Source organism: Flavobacterium adhaerens, assembly GCF_040045115.1.
In the GTDB taxonomy this organism is placed as follows: domain Bacteria; phylum Bacteroidota; class Bacteroidia; order Flavobacteriales; family Flavobacteriaceae; genus Flavobacterium; species Flavobacterium adhaerens.
Map to the genome: position 1 here is coordinate 57,056 of NZ_JBDLZX010000003.1, position 17,518 is coordinate 74,573.

The window sequence follows — 17,518 nt, forward strand, 5'->3', positions numbered from 1 at the left end:
CTTATAATGATTCTCTTAATATTAAATGAGTTGGTACATAGTGTTGAATAGGCATTTCGTTGGTTACGAATTCGGCACCTTTTGTTCCCAATTCGTCAAAATCGGTCGATACAACCGAAATACCTTTATATATAAATTTTTTCATTGGGGTTTCGTTATAAGACAAAAAACCAACGTCTTTTCCTGGCTCTAAATTCTTAGAACGACATTGCTCCAAGAACTGCCCCAAAATTCGATCGCTAACACTGATATAAGCAATCCCTTTTTTGATATCGAACGTTTTTGGATTTGTCGAAACTTTATATTTAAAACCAAAATCAGTACAGAATTTTTTAAAATACTCTATCGTTTCTTTGGGGTGATTTGTGTAATCAGGATATACAAATTGAATTTCTTGGTACTTTTCAAAATGACTTTTCCCATCTTGTAAACATTGGTAAAAAGCTTTTCCAAAATCCTGAAAAACATAATTGTTCTTACTTTTGGAATGAATATTCCAATCGATCAATAATAATTTTTCATTGGCAATAACTGATAAAATCGATGGAATTTCTTTGTTATCAAAATTCATTACAACATATTTGTAATACTTCCCAATACTATTATTGATAATAGTTTTAAAGTCGTCAATATTGTAATGATGAAACTGCACATCGGTAATGATATTGTCGGGCAAATTATTGACAAATGAATGATACAAAACTTCTTTGTAAGCTTTAAAAGTATCCAAAACCAAAAGCACTTTTCGGGTTTCGCCCAAAACATAATACCCTTTATTCGGCACTGATTCGATTACTTTTTGTTCTTTTAAAATAGAATAAGCCTTAAATACTGTATCCCTAGACAACTGATTATTGGTACAAATACTATTTACAGACGGCAAGGCATCCCCTTTATTCAAAAGGTGTTCGGCAATAGCATTGTTTATCCCATTAACTATTTGTTGAAATTTTGGAATATCGCTATCATGAATAATCTCTAATGTAAAAACGTCTTGACTCATACAAATTGTACTGTTCTGTTCCGGTATGCTAAATTAGTTTTTTTTTTGAAACAAAAAAGGATTTTCAAAAAATTTAACTTTTTTGCACTAAGAATAATTTTAATATTACATTTTAACTATTTTAGATATCTTTGTTCATACATTTTAATCATTATGGAAGAAAATAAAGACGTTACTATTTATGATATTGCTGAAAAGTTAAATCTTGCAACTTCTACTATTTCTAGAGCCTTACAAGACCACCCAACTATTAGCAAAAAAACCATCAAAAAAGTTAAGGAAATGTCCGAGAAAATGGGATATGTTCCTAATACTTTGGCTGCTGGACTACGTGGTAACAAAACCAAAACCATTGGCGTTTTAATTCCAACTGTTACACAACCTTTTCTTTCATCTTTGATTAGCGGTATCGAAACTACTGCCCAAAAATCTGGTTATAATGTCATCATTATGCAATCTCATGACTCCTATGAAGTCGAAGTGAATTTAGCCAAATCATTATACAGTAATCGTGTTAGTGGCGTTATTAGCTCGTTGGCAATGGAAACCAAAGACACGACACATTTCAACCAATTTACTGCCAATAACATTCCACTCGTTTTTGTAGATAGAGCTCCAAAGGACTACAACACTTTTAGAGTTGTAATTGACAACTTTGCGGCGGGATATAAAGCAACCAAACATCTTATTGAACAAGGCTGTAAACGAATTGCACATATTACAGCAAAAGCAGAATTTGGAAATTTATACAACGAAAGAAAAAGAGGATATCTAGAAGCACTAAAAGATTTTGATTTACCGATAGAAGATGATTTGATAATCAATCTCGACGAGATGACGTATGAAGAAGGGGTAAAAGCAAGTAACAAATTATTTGATATCCATCCAAGACCAGATGGTGTTTTTGCCCCAGGAGATATTATAGCAGTAAGTGTCGTACAAACTGCCAAAAAAAGAAACCTCAGAGTCCCTGAAGACATTGCCGTAATTGGATTTAACAATGACCCTATTTCTCAAATAATAGATCCAAACATTTCGACAGTTACTCACCCAGCTGAAAAAATGGGCAAAGCTTCTGCCGAAATCATTCTAAAAAACATAAAATCACCTAAAAAAGACGAAGTCCGTGAGATTACTTTTTTGAATACCGAAGTATTGGTTCGAGCATCAAGTCAAAGAACTTAAAATCTTATTCTTATTTTCTAACTTCAAAAGGAGTTGCAGGTAAACCTTCAACAGAAAACAAATTAGCATCAGCTGGATTATCGGCCCAAGCATAACGTACAACAGAAGGATTTTTTATTTGGGAATTCCAAACTTTGACTTGATTTCCCATGATTTCGGCTTTTGCCCAAACAAAATGTTTTCCGTCATTCGAAATGGCAAACGATTTTAATTCTCCTCCATTTTTTATGGTTAATCCTTTCCCTATGTCTTTAAAATTGATCGTAACTTGTTGCTCATCAAATTTAAAACTCGAAGGCGATGGACTAGAAGCAGCTAATTTTGTTTCGCCATAGGCTAATTTACGGGCTTGCAATGCCAATCGTTTTCCAACATCTTCTTTATTCAATGGATGAATATCGTTCCACTCCCCTAAATCTGTGATAACCGCCATTCCTGTATTGGGTACTGACAAGGTTTTGTATTGTTCTTGTCGTAAAATTGCCCAATTGCTCTCAACTGGTTCGGTTTTTGTTTCCATAAAATTAGCCAACTGAACGAAAATAAACGGAAAGTTACCTTGTTTCCAATTGGCTCTCCAATCATTAATCATGACTGAAAAAGTATCGTGATACCCCTTTGGTTTTCCTGCATTAGATTCGCCTTGATACCAAATCACCCCTTTTATTTTAAAATTTAAAATTGGGGCGATCATAGCATTATACAATCCCTCAGGTTTCCATCGGATAAATGTAGGTCCTGTCAATTCTGGCATTTCGGTACCCAATTTGTATTTCCAATTTCCTTTTAAGTCGATAGTATCATTATTTACAGCCAAAAAATAGGGTTTGTCCTCAACAAAACCACCCTTTCCAGAACTATTAACAACACGAACTGTTATAGTGTTTTTACCTTCCTTTAAAATATTAGCTTGTACATCATATCGTCTTGGCGGATATTGATACCCAGTGGTTCCCACAAATTCGTCATTGAGATAAACAAAATCCTGATCGACTATTCGACCTAAAAACAACTTGGCTGGTTGACCTGCAAATGATTTCGGAACAACTATTTCTTTTTTAAACCAAACAGCTCCGTTTACATTTCCCAATTCTTCATTAGCCCAATAGCCCGGAATTTTCATTTCTTTCCAATCCGAAATGCTCATATCATTTTGATTCCAAATTGGTTTTCCACTAGACATTCCTTTATCAATCATATTCAATTCGGCATACCAATCGTCATTTCTTTTCGCATCATTTTTGGTGATTTCGGCAATGAGGTCATCATTTTTAAATTTTTGTGCTTCTTGATACGATTCTGGAAAAGATTTCAAAGCCGTATCGCTCATCCATGCCTCGACAGGAGAACCTCCAAGAGCAGAATTAATTAATCCAATTGGCACCTTCTCCTTTTCATAAATATCTTTAGCAAAAAAATAAGCCACAGCCGAGAACTCCAACACTTTTTCGGGAGAACAAACAACCCATGAACCCGAATCAAAATCGGTTTCCTCTTTTTTAAAACTATATTTATCGGGAACTAAAAATTGTCTTATTTTTGAATTGGTTGCATTCCTTATCACATCGCCATATTTTTCTTTGAGTCGCTCCATTGGCAATTCCATATTGGATTGTCCAGAACAAACCCAAACATCGCCAAACAAAACATCGGAAACTGTTATGACATTCTTTCCTTCAAAAACCATTTGGTAAGGTCCTCCTGCTTTTTGCTTCGGCAGTACCAAGCTCCAATTGCCTTCGCTATCTGCTTTGGTTTTATAAACTTTGGAGTTCAATTTCAATTGTACCTCTTCATTTACCGATGCCCAACCCCAAATTTTCAAATCTTCATTGCGTTGTAAAACGACACCATTACTAATTAATCGTGGTAATTTTATTTGTGCACAAACCGAACTGAATTGAAATAACAAAAGTGTCAGTAGAGCTAAAGAAATGTTTTTCATTTTTCTAAAAAATTATAAGCTTAATTATTTAACAGTAATAATTGTTTCCGCCATTTTGGGAGCACCTAACGCAAAACTCTTATTCACAGGACTAGAACCACCGATGTAAATTTTAAATTCACCTGATTCTATAGTTCTTTCTCCATTTTCTTTTACAATTTCAAAAGCATTAGGCGATAATTCAAAGGTTACTTTTTGAGTTTCACCAGCTTTTAAATGAATTCTTTTCATGGCCGAAAGTTGAAAATTAGGCACTTCAACCGAAGCAACTAAATCTGAAACATACAATTGTACAACCTCGTCCGAGTCCATTCCCCCAGAATTCATCACATCGACGACTACTGTAATGGTTTGCTTTTTAGAGATTTTTGAAGCCGAAACTGAAACATTTTTATACTCAAATTTGGTATAACTTAATCCAAAACCAAAAGGATACTGCGGTTCATCCTTCATATATTTATAGGTTCTTCCTTTCATACTATAATCTTCGTAAGCAGGTAATTGCTCGTATGATTTTGGAAAAGTGATTGGTAACTTCCCAGATGGGGAAATATTACCAAACAAAATATCAGCCACTGCATTTCCTCCTTCCTCACCAGGATACCAAATCAATAAAACGGCGTCGGATAATTCTTCTATTTCAGACAAATTCATCGGACTCCCTCCAGTTACTACCGTTACGATAGGCTTGCTCCCGCTTGGATCTTTAGAAGCTGTTTTTCGTAATTTTCTCAAATAATCCAATTGACTTTGAGGGATATTATAATCCAATCGATCCCCAGCAGTCGGTGAAGCCAACGATTCACCTTCTTCACCTTCAATCAAACCTGAAATACCCAAAACAGCTATCGTAACATCACTTTGACCCGCATTGCCACTAGCCCAATCAATCGGATTTATTCCAGCTTGATTAAACATAGCTCCCATTTGATAATGCAATTGACTTGCTTTACTGATTTTTTTGGCAACACCCTCAAGAACCGTAACCATATCAGAACTTATCCCGAAATAATTTCCTAAAAGGACATCGGCATTGGCTGCATTTGGACCCGTTACAAAATATTTTGACAAATCATTACGAAGAGGCAAAACATTATTGTTTTTTAGCAAAACAATTCCCTTTTGCGCCACTTCTCTTGCCAAATCGCGATGTTTTTTACTATCAACAACTTCCAATGAAATGGCATCATAAGGATTACTTCCCGCTGGGTCAAACAAACCCAATTTGAAACGTGTTTGCAACAAAATTGCTAACTCTCTATCAATCTCTTTCTCGGTAATTAACTTTTTCTGAATCGCTTCTGGCAAAGCAGTATAAGTACTTCCACAGTTTAAACTCACCCCACTTTTTATAGCCAGAGCCGCTGCTTCAGCCTGAGTTTGAACCACGCCATGACCGTTTTTCTCTTTTGGTGTAAATAAATCTCTAAGGGCTCCACAATCAGTCAAAACGTGACCTTTAAATTTCCATTTATCTCTAAGAACATCTGTAATCAGATAATTACTAGAACAACACGGCTCTCCATTGGTACTATTATAAGCACACATTACTGCTTCGACTTTGGCTCCTACCAAAGCTTTAAAGGCTGGCAAATAAGTCTCTTCTAAATCTTTTGGAGAAGCAACAGCATTAAATTCATGACGCAATTTTTCTGGTCCACTGTGTACCGCAAAATGCTTTGCGCAAGCGGCTGTTTTTAGATAATTTGGATTATCACCTTGCAAACCTTTTACGAACGAAACCCCAATGGAAGCTGTCAAAAACGGATCCTCTCCGTAGGTTTCTTGACCTCGTCCCCAACGAGGATCTCTAAAAATATTGATATTAGGTGTCCAAAATGTTAGCCCTCCATATTGTTTGAAATACCCTTTAGATTTCGATTCATTGTAAAGTGCACGGGCTTCATCGGATATTGCCGAAGATACTCTATAAGCCAAATCAGCATCAAAAGTCGCTCCCAAAGCAATGGCTTGAGGGAAAACCGTTGCTACCGAAGATCTTCCTACACCGTGCAGCGCTTCATTCCAATAACTATAAGGCAAAATTCCCAATCGTTCTATTGCCGCTGTATTGTGCATCATTTGATTTACTTTTTCATCTAATGTCAACCTCGCAATTAAATCCTCGACACGTTGATCGATTGATAGCTTTGCGTTTTGAAATGGAAAAACTACTTTAGAATTGGATTGCCCATATCCTAAATACGACCCTATCAAAAGGCAACTCAAACAAACGAACAACTTTAAATTATTTCTCATTTTATATAGATTAAAACATTAAATTAGAAAAAAGTTCAAATAAATTTTTTTCTTCAAATACAAAGCTATAGTTTTACACAACCGATTGCAAATATTATGATATTTATTTCAAATAAAATTTATCGAATCGTTTTTTTTAAGATTAAATTTATGAGAAATAACTAATAGTTTATACAAATTACTGCATTATGAGATTTAGGAAAATTAAAACTAGGTGCATTATTTACGCCTTTTTGTTGTGGCCAATACTAATCAATGCGCAAAAAGATTACAATTTGTGGCTACAATATGCGCCTATTCAAAATTCGAAACAAGTTGCTACTTATCAAAAAAACATAAAAGGGATTCGTACATTAGGCAATTCGGCAACCCTGTCAATTGCTACAAAAGAATTGCAAACTGGTTTACAAAAAATGTTTAATTCTAATTTGGATTTATCCGAAAAAAAAGAAAGTAACATTATAATAGGGACTTTTCAGTCATTAGATCAAAACAGTCAAAACCAATTGCAATCGGATTTTGATAAAGTACAAAAGGACGGCTATATCATTAAAAGTATAAATAAAAATACCATTATTACTGCCAAAACAGATATTGGAGTTTTGTATGGGGTTTTTAATTTTTTGCGATTGATCCAAAACAATAAATCTATCAACTCATTAAACATCGTAGATTCTCCTAAAACCGATATTCGAATTCTGAATCACTGGGATAATCTAAACGGAATGGTAGAACGTGGTTATGCCGGTTCATCGTTATGGAATTGGCAAAAATTACCTGGATTTATAGACCAACGCTATATCGATTATGCCCGAGCAAACGCCTCAATTGGTATAAACGGAACCGTATTAAACAATGTAAATGCCAATGCATTAATTCTTACACCACTATATCTTGAAAAAGTTCAAGCACTTGCCGATACTTTTCGCCCTTACGGAATAAAAGTTTATTTGACTGCTCGTTTCTCGGCTCCTATAGAAATTGGTGGATTAAAAACTGCCGATCCAAGCAATATCGAAGTCATTAATTGGTGGAAACAAAAAGCTAAAGAAATCTATACTAGAATTCCTGATTTTGGAGGTTTTTTGGTCAAAGCCAATTCCGAAGGACAACCAGGGCCACAAAATTATGGCAAAAACCATGTTGATGGTGCCAATATGTTAGCCGATGCCGTAGCTCCTTTTGGAGGTGTTATTATGTGGCGCGCCTTTGTATATTCGGAACATGATGCAGATGACCGAGCCAAACAAGCTTACACCGAATTTGTTCCTTATGATGGAAAATTCAAAGAAAATGTAATCGTACAGGTCAAAAACGGAGCCATCGATTTTCAGCCAAGAGAACCTTTTCATCCTATTTTTGGAGCAATGCCCAAAACTCCGCTAATGATGGAATTTCAAATTACACAAGAATATTTAGGATTTAGTTCCCATTTGGTCTTTTTGCCTAAATTATACCAAGAAGTTTTACAATCGGATACTTTTAGCAAAGGCAAAGGCTCTACTGTTGCCAAAATTGTTGATGGCAGTCTAGAGAATCATAAACTTAGCGGAATTGCTGGTGTTGCCAATATAGGAAGCGACTTAAATTGGTGCGGACATCCTTTTGCTCAAGCCAACTGGTATGGTTTTGGAAGGCTGGCATGGAATCCTTATTTGGATGCCGAAACTATTGCCGATGAATGGTTAGGAGCCACTTTTTCGAATGATGACGGTTTTAAAACTTCGATAAAAAAGATGATGCTAACTTCAAGGGAAGCTGTTGTCAATTACATGACACCTCTAGGGTTGCATCATATCATGGCTACCAATCATCATTACGGTCCAGGCCCTTGGGTTAATAATTTATCTAGACCAGAATGGAATCCTGTATATTATCACAAAGCCGATAGTAACGGAATTGGATTTGACCGTTCGCAAACAGGAACAAAGGCCACAGCACAATACTTTACCGAAGCAGCTAAAGAATTTGGTGATATCAAAACTTGTCCAGAAGAATACCTGTTATGGTTTCATCATTTACCTTGGGATTATAAACTAAAAAACGGAAATACTTTATGGGATGGAATTGCCCTAAAATACCAACAAGGTGTAGATGAAGTACAATCGATGCAAAAGACTTGGGATTCTATGGGAAAATATATTGATCAAGAACGCTTCAATGAGGTACAACAATTATTAAAAATTCAGTATCAGGAAGCAAAGTGGTGGCGTGACGCTTGTTTATTATATTTTCAAGAATTTTCAAAAAAACCATTGCCAAACGGAGTGGAAAAACCAACACAAACTCTAGACTATTTTAAATCGTTACAATTTCCTTTTGCACCTGGAATATAATTAGAATCAAAAAACTCTTTTTTATGAAAACAAAAATAATAACCACTCTCATTTTTGCATCAGTAGCTATAACTGGTTGCAATGCCCAAAAACAAAATTCAAATTTAAAAGACACATTCAAGAAAAGTTTTTACATCGGAACAGCCATCAATCAATCTCAAATTGAAGAAAAGAATACTGCCGAAAACAACTTAATTATTTCACAGTTCAACAGTATAACAGCAGAGAACATTATGAAATCAATGTACATGCAACCAGAAAAAGAGACTTACGATTTTGATTTGGCCGATAAATTTGTCGCTTTCGGAGAAAAAAACAAAATGTTCATTCATGGACACACTCTCATTTGGCACAGTCAATTAGCTCCTTGGATGACAAAAATTAAAGACAGTACCGAAATGAGAAACTTTATGAAAGATCATATAACTACCATTGTTTCTCATTATAAAGGCAAAATTGATTCTTGGGATGTTGTAAACGAAGCTATAAATGATGATGGGACTTTACGAAAATCAGTGTTTTCAGAAACCTTAGGGGATGCATTTTTGGCTGAAGCTTTTTTAATAGCCTCCAAAGTAGATCCAAAAGTAGATTTGTATTATAATGATTATAGCATGACTAATCCTGCCAAAAGAGAGGGCGTCATTAAAATGGTCAAAAAAATTCAAAGTAAAGGAATTAAAATTGACGGAATAGGAATGCAAGGTCACTGGCATTTAAACTCTCCAAGTATCGAAGAAATAGAAAAAAGTATTTTAGCGTATTCTAGTCTTGGTGTGAAAGTAGCTATAACCGAACTCGATATTTCGGTATTACCAAGTCCATGGGAATTACAAGGAGCCGAAATCAGTCAGCGATTTGAGAATAGCCCAAAAATGAACCCGTATCCAAATGGTTTACCCGAAGAAATACAAGAGAAACTAGCTAAACGTTATGAAGACATATTTAAATTATTCTTGAAACACAAAGATAAAATTAGCAGAATAACTTTATGGGGAGTACAAGATGGTCAGTCTTGGCTAAACGATTGGCCTATACAAGGCAGAACCAATTATCCATTATTATTTGATAGACAATTGCAACCCAAAATGGCCTACGACGCTGTAATAGAAACTTCGAAATTGAAACCTATCAATTTGAAAAACAAAAAATTGGCTAACTAAAAATCAAACACTGTTCATCTAGAAATAAAAATCGGCTTTTACAGGAATCTATAAAAGCCGATTTCTATTCAGACACATACCTACTTTAAAGCATTTCTGAAATAAGACACTATTTCATTTTGCTTAACAAAATGTTTTTTTATTAAATTGTAGATTTAATACTGCCCACTTTTTTAGGAAAGTGTCCCTTCTATTTTTTATTGAGGTTTTCTCTTTTTTCTGAGTATTCAATGTTTTTATAATATCTGAATAAATGATCGTATATCAACAACTTACACGTTCTTTGTTTTGATGTGTATTGGCGGTTCATCATCATATGAATGTGACTTTTTAGAAAATCAAATAATGGTATTGCTAATTTGTTTTTTATTGATAAAATTACTTTAGTGGTCTGGTTTTCTTTTTCTTGTGTCAACTGATAAATTTCAGAATATTCTTTTAAATCATTTTCGCATAAAAAAAATTTATTCTCGAGAACATTTCTTTATAATGTCTGTTCATTTCTTTCTTGAGTATTTTATCTGTATTAAACTCCTTTTTGAAAGAAACTTGTAATTCATACATTAAAGTTAATTTTTGAATATTTGTTATTGAAAATGAATTCAAAAAATTGTCAATTGAAATAAAACTGAAAATTAACTCCATTTCGTTTTTGATGAAACTAAATCTAAGTGATAGATAATTTAGCATCATTTCACTATCCTGCCAAAATAAAGTTTCGGATTCCTCAATAGTGTTCTCTCCATATCTTTCCAATTCTCTTTGATAGATAATAAATTAAATCAAAATTTAAATTATGAAAATTGAAAAAAAAATAGTTAGCAAAAGCTTTTATATGAAATTAACTCTTTCCGTTATTATTTTATGGGCTTTTTTATATTTTTTTGGGGTTTGTTCTTGGAGAAGCATTTAATAATTTTTCAAATTAAGACTATTGCGGATAATTATTTTTAATCAAAAAAACACATAAAAATTAACTTTAAGCAAATAGTTTTTTTTAAATAATTAAAAAATCTATGAATTTCAGTTCAGACCCCATAAATACACTAGAAAACCTAATTGCTAAAAACAAAACCAAGAGTATTTCTATTTATTTGGTGTGTTAATTAACGTGTTTTGATGAGGAGATAAAAATATTAAGCAATATCAAAATATCACTAAAAGTGGGTATTGATTGTCTTATTTTATTTTAATTAGTTTGTTGTAGGAAAAAAACCAAAAAAACAATCATATTGACATACAGTCTTTTGTAATAAAAAAACTATAAAAATATGAATTTTGCCAAACAGATCGAACGAATTAAAAAAGCCCATCAATTAATCTGTGCAGAAAAAACGGGTAAACCCGAAGTTTTTGCGATTAAGTTGCGCATAAGTCGTAGCCAATTATATAACGATTTGGATTTTTTTAAAAGTTTACAAGCGGTAATAAAATATTCTAAAAAAACAGAAAGTTTTTATTACGCACAGCCGTTTGATTTAGAAATAAACTACAGTGTTAAAATCATAACAGATAAAGAAGAGCAACAAATTTTTGGAGGTTTTCACTTCCGTCCAATTTTGTTGGACGGAAGTATGTTTAATTTGTTTCAACAAAAAAGTTCTCGAGAAACATTCTTTGTTGCAAACAATTAATTAACATTTAAAAATTTAAAATGATGAATTTAGAAAATTTGAATTTAGTAGAGCTTAATGCTCAGGAGCAAGTAGAAATTGAAGGTGGTATTTTGCCTTGGCTATTACTTGCCGCTGCATTGTTATATTCAACAAGTGCTTATTAATATTTTAAAAAATATTAAAATTAAAACTGGTGTTCTTAAAAAAGAATGCTAGTTTTTACTTTTTACAAAATGTATGTTTAAAATACTTTACACATTAATAAGTATACGTTTAAGAAAAATACTTCCTAAAGATGATTACTGGGCTTATTTATTCTTCTTTCTTCTTTATGGCATAATAACATTTTTTTTGAGTACGATCTACTTCAAATTTTCGAAGTACATTCTATTGTTTTCTTTAGAAATTTTACTTTATCATTCTAACAGAAAGGATTTAGAATTGCTCAAATTAAGGAAAAATTATTTGGTAATTATTTTTATAGAATATTTATTCTACAGCTTACCTAGTATCTCAATAATTTTAATTAACAAAGATTTCTTTAATCTATCAATATTTTTAGTATTGTTAGTTTTCTATACAATTCTTCCAAAATATAGTTCGAAAATCATCAAATTTCCATTCAAGTTTTTTGACCCATTTTGGACAATCCTTTTTAGAAAGAACAAACTTTATTTATACATTCCAATTGTTGTTTTTATCAGTATCATGGGAAACAAAAGCAATAATATTAATCTAAATTATTTTAGTTTATTGGCAGTCTCTATTATCGCATCGATTCCATCATTTCAAAGGGAAAGCATTGATCAGATTAAAGTGAGTTGCTATTTAGGTGATTTATACCTAAAAAAGCATTTATTTATTGTTGTTTATAATTCAATTTTTCTAACAGTTCCTTTAATTATACTAATTTTATTTTATAGTAATTGGGAACTAGTTTATTTTTTACCGGCACTTTTTTTATTACCCATCGTAAATGTTTTATTTAAATATACTTTTTTTGATAATGTTTTTTTACACATGATCTTTTTTGCTTTATTTCTAGGCAACATTCAGTACGGGATACCACTTTTATTAATTCCATTTTTATATCATTACGGAGTAAAAAAAATAAAAAACATACAGCATGCTAACTATTAAAATAAATCAAAAATCTTACAAGAACAATGTAGTTTTAGAGAAAATAAGTTTAGATATTACAAAAAATGGTATTTATGGAGTTATTGGTAAAAATGGTGAGGGAAAAACAACCTTTTTTAGGTGCATTTTAGCATTAACGAGTTTTGATGGTGAAATTTTTTTTAAAGATACCCCATTAACATTAAGCGAAATTGCGTGGTGTCCAACAGAACCAACCCTGTATGATGAACTGACTCCTGAAGAGTTTAGTAAATTTTATGCTGAACTATTAAAAATGGAGTACAATAATGACAGGAACTTATTCGATATTCCTAATGATAGATTGATAAAGGAATTTTCAACAGGTATGAAAAAAAAAGCATATCTAAATGCGGTCTTGCAAAAAAAATATTCTATTTACATTTTTGACGAACCTTTTAACGGTTTAGATTTAGAATCAAATTATTTATTAATGAATTATATTAAAATGATAGCCAAAGAGAGCATTGTATTAATATCATCTCATATATTGGAAATTCTGTATAAAGACTGCGATACTATCTTTTTAGTAAAAAATAAAAATATAATGAACTTTGAAAACTACCAATATTCAGATATAGAAAAAGAACTTTTTAGTAATAATGCCAATAAATAAAACACCATGGAAAGAAATCCGGAAATTATACGAAACAAAATAAATCAAATAAAAATTGAGCTTGAGCAAAAGACTTTAAACTATAAGTCAAACAATTCAGATACTGAAATGATTTTACAATATTCCTGTATTTTTGAGCAAATTACATATAGGGGTAGAATACTTGATGATGAATTAATAAAAGAAATAAATCAAGCAATTGTCCAAGCAAAATCAAAGTTTGGTGAAGGCTATGCAAAATCATTAAATGAAATGGGAATTAGATTATAAAGACAACATGCGATTCTCACAAGACCCCATAAACACCCTCGAAAACCTAATTTCCAAGAACAAAACCAAGAGTATATCGATCTACTTGGTGCTGGTTTTAGGTATTTTGGTTTTTCTAGGATTATTGCCCATTATCAAAATAGATATCAGTAGCCAAAGTCGAGGCATGGTTCGTTCTACCACAGATAATGTTCCACTTACGAGTGTAGTGAACGGTAAAGTAACTTTCATAAATCTCAAAAATAATCGTGCGGTTGAAAAAGGAGATACACTTGTACAGCTTACTTTGGATAATCTGGATGCAGAGAAAGCATCCAATCAAACGCTTTCGGCTACTATTCAAAATCAAATTCAGGATTTATCGCTAGTTGTTTTGGGCAAAAGTAACTTACTCAAAACTCCAGAATTGCAACAAGAATGGTTTAGCTATTCCAGCAAACGAGAGGAATTGCTTAGTAAAATAGTTCAGGCTAAAACAGGTTACGACCGCAACAAACAGTTGTATGACAAAGGGGTGATTGCCAAAGCAGAGTTTGAAAAATATAGTTTTGAATATACTTATGCGCAACAGGCATTAACTGGACTAGAGAAAAACCAGCGGTCTGTATGGCAAAACAAGAAAAGAGAACTCGAAGAACAGCTTCAAAATCTAAAAGGAACTCTTCAAAAAATAAATGTTGAAGCCAAAAATTATATTATAACAGCTCCAATATCGGGAACGGTTGAGAATTTTTCCGGAATTCAAGTAGGTTCATTTCTCAATGCTTCGCAGCCTATTGCTACGATTTCGGCAACAGATCAGCTAATTGTTGAAAGTACCGTTGCGCCTGATGATATAGGTCTTATTAAAAAAAATCAAAATGTAAAATTTCAACTTGATGCATTCAATTATAATCAATGGGGATTATTGGAAGGGAAAGTAATTGACATCGATCGTAATATTACAATTCAAGGCGAACAGGCTTTTTTCAAAGTGCGTTGTGATTTGAAAAATACAGTGATGCGATTAAAATCGGGTTATAAAGCCCAAATTTCTAAAGGAATGACACTCACTACTCGTTATATGGTAACCAGAAGAAGTCTTTATGATTTGCTATTTGATAAAGTGGATGATTGGTTAAATCCAAAGCAAATAGCTACAAAATCCTAAGTTGGGAAATTGAACTCAAAACATTATTTTAATCCTGAGGAAGTTTTTTATCCTTCTTCTATTACCTCTTTTAATGGCCTCTATAAAAATAAAACAACATGATATTAAAGATTGTGGCGCTGCTTGTCTCGCTTCTATTGGAAATCATTATCAGGTTAATCTCCCAATAGCAAGAATTCGGCAATATGCCAACACAGATAAGCGTGGTACAAATGTATTAGGAATAATTGAAGCTGCCTATAAAATGGGTTTCACTGCCAAAGGCGTAAAAGGAGGAATGGATGCCATTGACAAAATTCCACTTCCAGCTATTGCACATGTAGTTGTCAAAGAACAATTGCATCATTATATAGTAGTCTATAAAGTTGAAAAGTCAAAAGTCGAAAGCCAATCAAAGATTACAGTTATGGATCCTGCGTATGGCAAAATGGAAATCTATACTTTTGAAGAGTTTCAAAAAATATGGTCGGGCGTTTTGATACTTTTTGCCCAAAAAGAAGATTTCACAACCTGCAATGAAAAAGTTTCTCCCATAAAACGATTTTGGCATTTGGTACAACCACACAAAACCATTTTGATTCAGGCTTTGGTTGGTGCTATTCTTTATACTGTTTTGGGATTGGCGATGTCAATTTATATACAAAAAATAACTGATTATGTTTTAGTCGAAGGTAATAGAAATCTGCTGAATTTACTGAGCGTTTCTATGATTGTGATTATTGCATTTCAGGCCTATATCGGTTCCAAGAAGAGTGTATTTGTAATGAAAACCGGACAATTGATTGATGCCAAATTGATTTTGGGCTACTACAAACATTTATTGCATTTGCCACAACGTTTTTTTGATACGATGCAAATTGGTGAAATTACTTCAAGGATAAATGATGCGGTCAAAATACGGTCTTTTATCAATGAAGTAGCCATAGAGATGATTGTCAATATTTTTATCGTAATTTTTTCATTCACCTTGATGTTTACCTATTACTGGAAGTTGGCTTTGGTGATATTGCTTGTGATTCCGTTTTATGGATTGATTTATTTTGTTTTGAATAAATTCAATAAAAAAGTAGAACGAACCATTATGGAAAATGCTGCTGAACTGCAGACACAATTGGTCGAAAGTGTTACACACGCCCGTACGGTAAAGGAGTTTGGTATTGAAGAATTCTCAAATCTGAAAACAGAGAATAAATTTGTAAAATTGTTGTTTACCACTTACAAATCTGGCATGAATGGGATTTTTGCAGGGACTTCAACACAATTTCTGGCTTCAATATTTACAGTTGTTTTAATGTGGATAGGCTCTGGTTATGTAATCGACAGGTCAATTACCCCTGGAGAATTATTTTCGTTTTATGCTTTAATAGGCTATTTTACTTCGCCGGTTGCATCTTTAATTGGAATGAACAAAACAGCACAGAATGCCTTGATTGCTGCCGATAGACTTTTTGAAATTATGGATTTGGAAAGGGAGGAAACCGAAAATAAAGTTGAATTACAAAGAGAAAGTATTGGAGACATAAAATTCGAAAACGTATCTTTTCGATATGGTTCTCGTACGGAAGTATTTAAAAATTTCAATGCAATATTTAAGAAAAATGAAACTACTGCTATTGTTGGAGAAAGCGGTAGTGGAAAAACCACTTTGATTTCGCTTTTGCAAAATTTATATCCAATAAAAGAAGGTAAAATATACATTGGTGATTATGATACACAGTTTATCCACTACCAAAGTTTGCGCAATTGTATTGGGGTAATTCCCCAACAACTCAATTTGTTTTCAGGGAATATTATCGAGAATATTGCTTTGGGTGATTCCTTTCCAAATATTCAAAGAGTATTGGATTTGTCTAAACAATTGGGGATTACAGAATTTGTAGAAAAATTGCCGAATGGTTTTGAAACCCAAATAGGCGAAAACGGGGCGATGCTTTCAGGAGGGCAGAAGCAACGCATTGCTATTGCTAGAGCTTTATATAAAAATCCAGAGGTGTTGTTAATGGATGAAGCAACTGCATCGCTTGACTCTAAATCAGAACGAATTGTAAAAGATGTTATTGATAATTTTAAAGTACAAGGTAAAACTGTTATTGTTATTGCGCATCGATTGAGTACCATTGCAAGCGCTAATACGATTTTGGTTATGGAAAACGGAATTATTGTAGAATCTGGTAATCATATTGATTTATTAGAACAAAAAGGAAAGTACTTTGATTTGTGGAATAAACAGAGTCTAGTTTGATTTTTTATGTTTCTTAAAATAGAGAGTTTATTCGTTTTTTAGGTAGCTTTATGTTGACCGGCTTACAAATTCCTTATTCTTTGTAATTTTCAATATTGATTGAAAAGTTCAGTACAATAAAATCCAAATCATGAACACAAAAAAAGGAGAAAGCGTTATAGTCTTTCTCCTCTTTTATGATTTAAAATTACTTAGTTCGAAGTTGCAAAAGCATCTTGTCTCCAATTTTTTACTTTGTCTATTTTATTTTGAGAAAAATCGACCTCGCACAAACTGTTTTTATCATTGTTTTGAGACCAGAAAAACCATTTGCCCACTTTTACACCAGCATCATATTCACCTGAAGCAATTTTATCTCCTCCCTCATTATACATAACCCAAATTCCATCAAGTTTTCCATTTACAAAATAGCCTTCTTGCTGTACTTGTCCATTATCATAAAAATAAGTGGCTTTTATTTTTTTTCCAAAAGGCTCTAAAACTGGTTTTGCATCTTGAGCAAAAATCACTCCAGTAAACAACATAGCTATTAGTACTACACACTTTTTCATATCGTTAATTTTTAATTGTTTATC

15 protein-coding genes are annotated in these 17,518 nt (G+C 32.9%); 9 read left to right on the forward strand and 6 right to left on the reverse strand.

The window, feature by feature from the left end; translation table 11 throughout:
• Window position 1: 1 nt before the first annotated feature.
• Window positions 2-1,003 (reverse strand): GntR family transcriptional regulator, encoded by a 1,002-nt coding sequence (locus ABEB18_RS04945; RefSeq protein WP_348798019.1) that lies wholly within the window; start codon window positions 1,001-1,003, stop codon window positions 2-4.
• 153 nt (window positions 1,004-1,156) lie between these two features.
• Here ABEB18_RS04945 and ABEB18_RS04950 point away from each other — a divergent pair, with 153 nt between their 5' ends.
• Complete coding sequence (locus ABEB18_RS04950) at window positions 1,157-2,188, forward strand: LacI family DNA-binding transcriptional regulator (RefSeq protein ID WP_348798021.1); 1,032 nt, start codon at window positions 1,157-1,159, stop codon at window positions 2,186-2,188.
• Window positions 2,189-2,198: 10 nt separating this feature from the next.
• Here the strand turns inward: ABEB18_RS04950 and ABEB18_RS04955 are convergent, their stop codons facing one another.
• Both ABEB18_RS04955 and ABEB18_RS04960 read right to left on the reverse strand, forming a co-directional pair.
• Complete coding sequence (locus tag ABEB18_RS04955; protein WP_348798022.1) at window positions 2,199-4,133, reverse strand: sialate O-acetylesterase; 1,935 nt, start codon at window positions 4,131-4,133, stop codon at window positions 2,199-2,201.
• 24 nt (window positions 4,134-4,157) lie between these two features.
• Window positions 4,158-6,392, reverse strand: coding sequence for a glycoside hydrolase family 3 C-terminal domain-containing protein (locus tag ABEB18_RS04960; protein WP_348798023.1), 2,235 nt, complete (start codon window positions 6,390-6,392; stop codon window positions 4,158-4,160).
• 188 nt (window positions 6,393-6,580) lie between these two features.
• Between ABEB18_RS04960 and ABEB18_RS04965 the strand changes: the two genes are divergently transcribed.
• Complete coding sequence (locus ABEB18_RS04965; RefSeq protein ID WP_348798024.1) at window positions 6,581-8,728, forward strand: alpha-glucuronidase family glycosyl hydrolase; 2,148 nt, start codon at window positions 6,581-6,583, stop codon at window positions 8,726-8,728.
• A gap of 23 nt (window positions 8,729-8,751) precedes the next feature.
• Window positions 8,752-9,891, forward strand: coding sequence for an endo-1,4-beta-xylanase (locus tag ABEB18_RS04970; RefSeq protein ID WP_348798025.1), 1,140 nt, complete (start codon window positions 8,752-8,754; stop codon window positions 9,889-9,891).
• 190 nt (window positions 9,892-10,081) lie between these two features.
• On the opposite strand, the gene ABEB18_RS17460 is transcribed toward ABEB18_RS04970, so the two are convergent.
• On the reverse strand, window positions 10,082-10,306 hold the full coding sequence (locus tag ABEB18_RS17460; protein WP_369077087.1) for a lantibiotic dehydratase C-terminal domain-containing protein: 225 nt from the start codon (window positions 10,304-10,306) through the stop codon (window positions 10,082-10,084).
• A 23-nt stretch (window positions 10,307-10,329) separates the two neighbouring features.
• Window positions 10,330-10,665 (reverse strand): thiopeptide-type bacteriocin biosynthesis protein, encoded by a 336-nt coding sequence (locus ABEB18_RS17465; protein WP_369077088.1) that lies wholly within the window; start codon window positions 10,663-10,665, stop codon window positions 10,330-10,332.
• Between the two features lie 497 nt (window positions 10,666-11,162).
• On the opposite strand from ABEB18_RS17465, the gene ABEB18_RS04975 reads away from it, so the two are divergent.
• From ABEB18_RS04975 to ABEB18_RS05000, 6 genes are all read left to right on the forward strand, one after another.
• Window positions 11,163-11,525 carry a hypothetical protein gene (locus tag ABEB18_RS04975; RefSeq protein ID WP_348798026.1) on the forward strand — a complete coding sequence of 121 codons (363 nt, stop codon included), beginning with the start codon at window positions 11,163-11,165 and terminating at the stop codon, window positions 11,523-11,525.
• A 20-nt stretch (window positions 11,526-11,545) separates the two neighbouring features.
• Complete coding sequence (locus ABEB18_RS04980) at window positions 11,546-11,671, forward strand: class IIb bacteriocin, lactobin A/cerein 7B family (protein ID WP_348798027.1); 126 nt, start codon at window positions 11,546-11,548, stop codon at window positions 11,669-11,671.
• A gap of 962 nt (window positions 11,672-12,633) precedes the next feature.
• Complete coding sequence (locus ABEB18_RS04985; RefSeq protein WP_348798028.1) at window positions 12,634-13,281, forward strand: ATP-binding cassette domain-containing protein; 648 nt, start codon at window positions 12,634-12,636, stop codon at window positions 13,279-13,281.
• A 6-nt stretch (window positions 13,282-13,287) separates the two neighbouring features.
• Complete coding sequence (locus ABEB18_RS04990) at window positions 13,288-13,551, forward strand: hypothetical protein (RefSeq protein WP_348798029.1); 264 nt, start codon at window positions 13,288-13,290, stop codon at window positions 13,549-13,551.
• Window positions 13,529-14,701 (forward strand): HlyD family secretion protein, encoded by a 1,173-nt coding sequence (locus tag ABEB18_RS04995; RefSeq protein ID WP_348798031.1) that lies wholly within the window; start codon window positions 13,529-13,531, stop codon window positions 14,699-14,701. The genes ABEB18_RS04990 and ABEB18_RS04995 overlap by 23 nt, the downstream gene beginning before the upstream one ends.
• 73 nt (window positions 14,702-14,774) lie before the next feature.
• Window positions 14,775-16,943 carry a peptidase domain-containing ABC transporter gene (locus ABEB18_RS05000; protein ID WP_348798032.1) on the forward strand — a complete coding sequence of 723 codons (2,169 nt, stop codon included), beginning with the start codon at window positions 14,775-14,777 and terminating at the stop codon, window positions 16,941-16,943.
• Between the two features lie 191 nt (window positions 16,944-17,134).
• Here the strand turns inward: ABEB18_RS05000 and ABEB18_RS05005 are convergent, their stop codons facing one another.
• The gene (locus ABEB18_RS05005) at window positions 17,135-17,494 is read right to left on the reverse strand and encodes a toxin-antitoxin system YwqK family antitoxin (protein ID WP_348798033.1); all 360 of its coding nucleotides are present in this window, start codon (window positions 17,492-17,494) and stop codon (window positions 17,135-17,137) included.
• Between the last annotated feature and the right edge of the window lie 24 nt (window positions 17,495-17,518).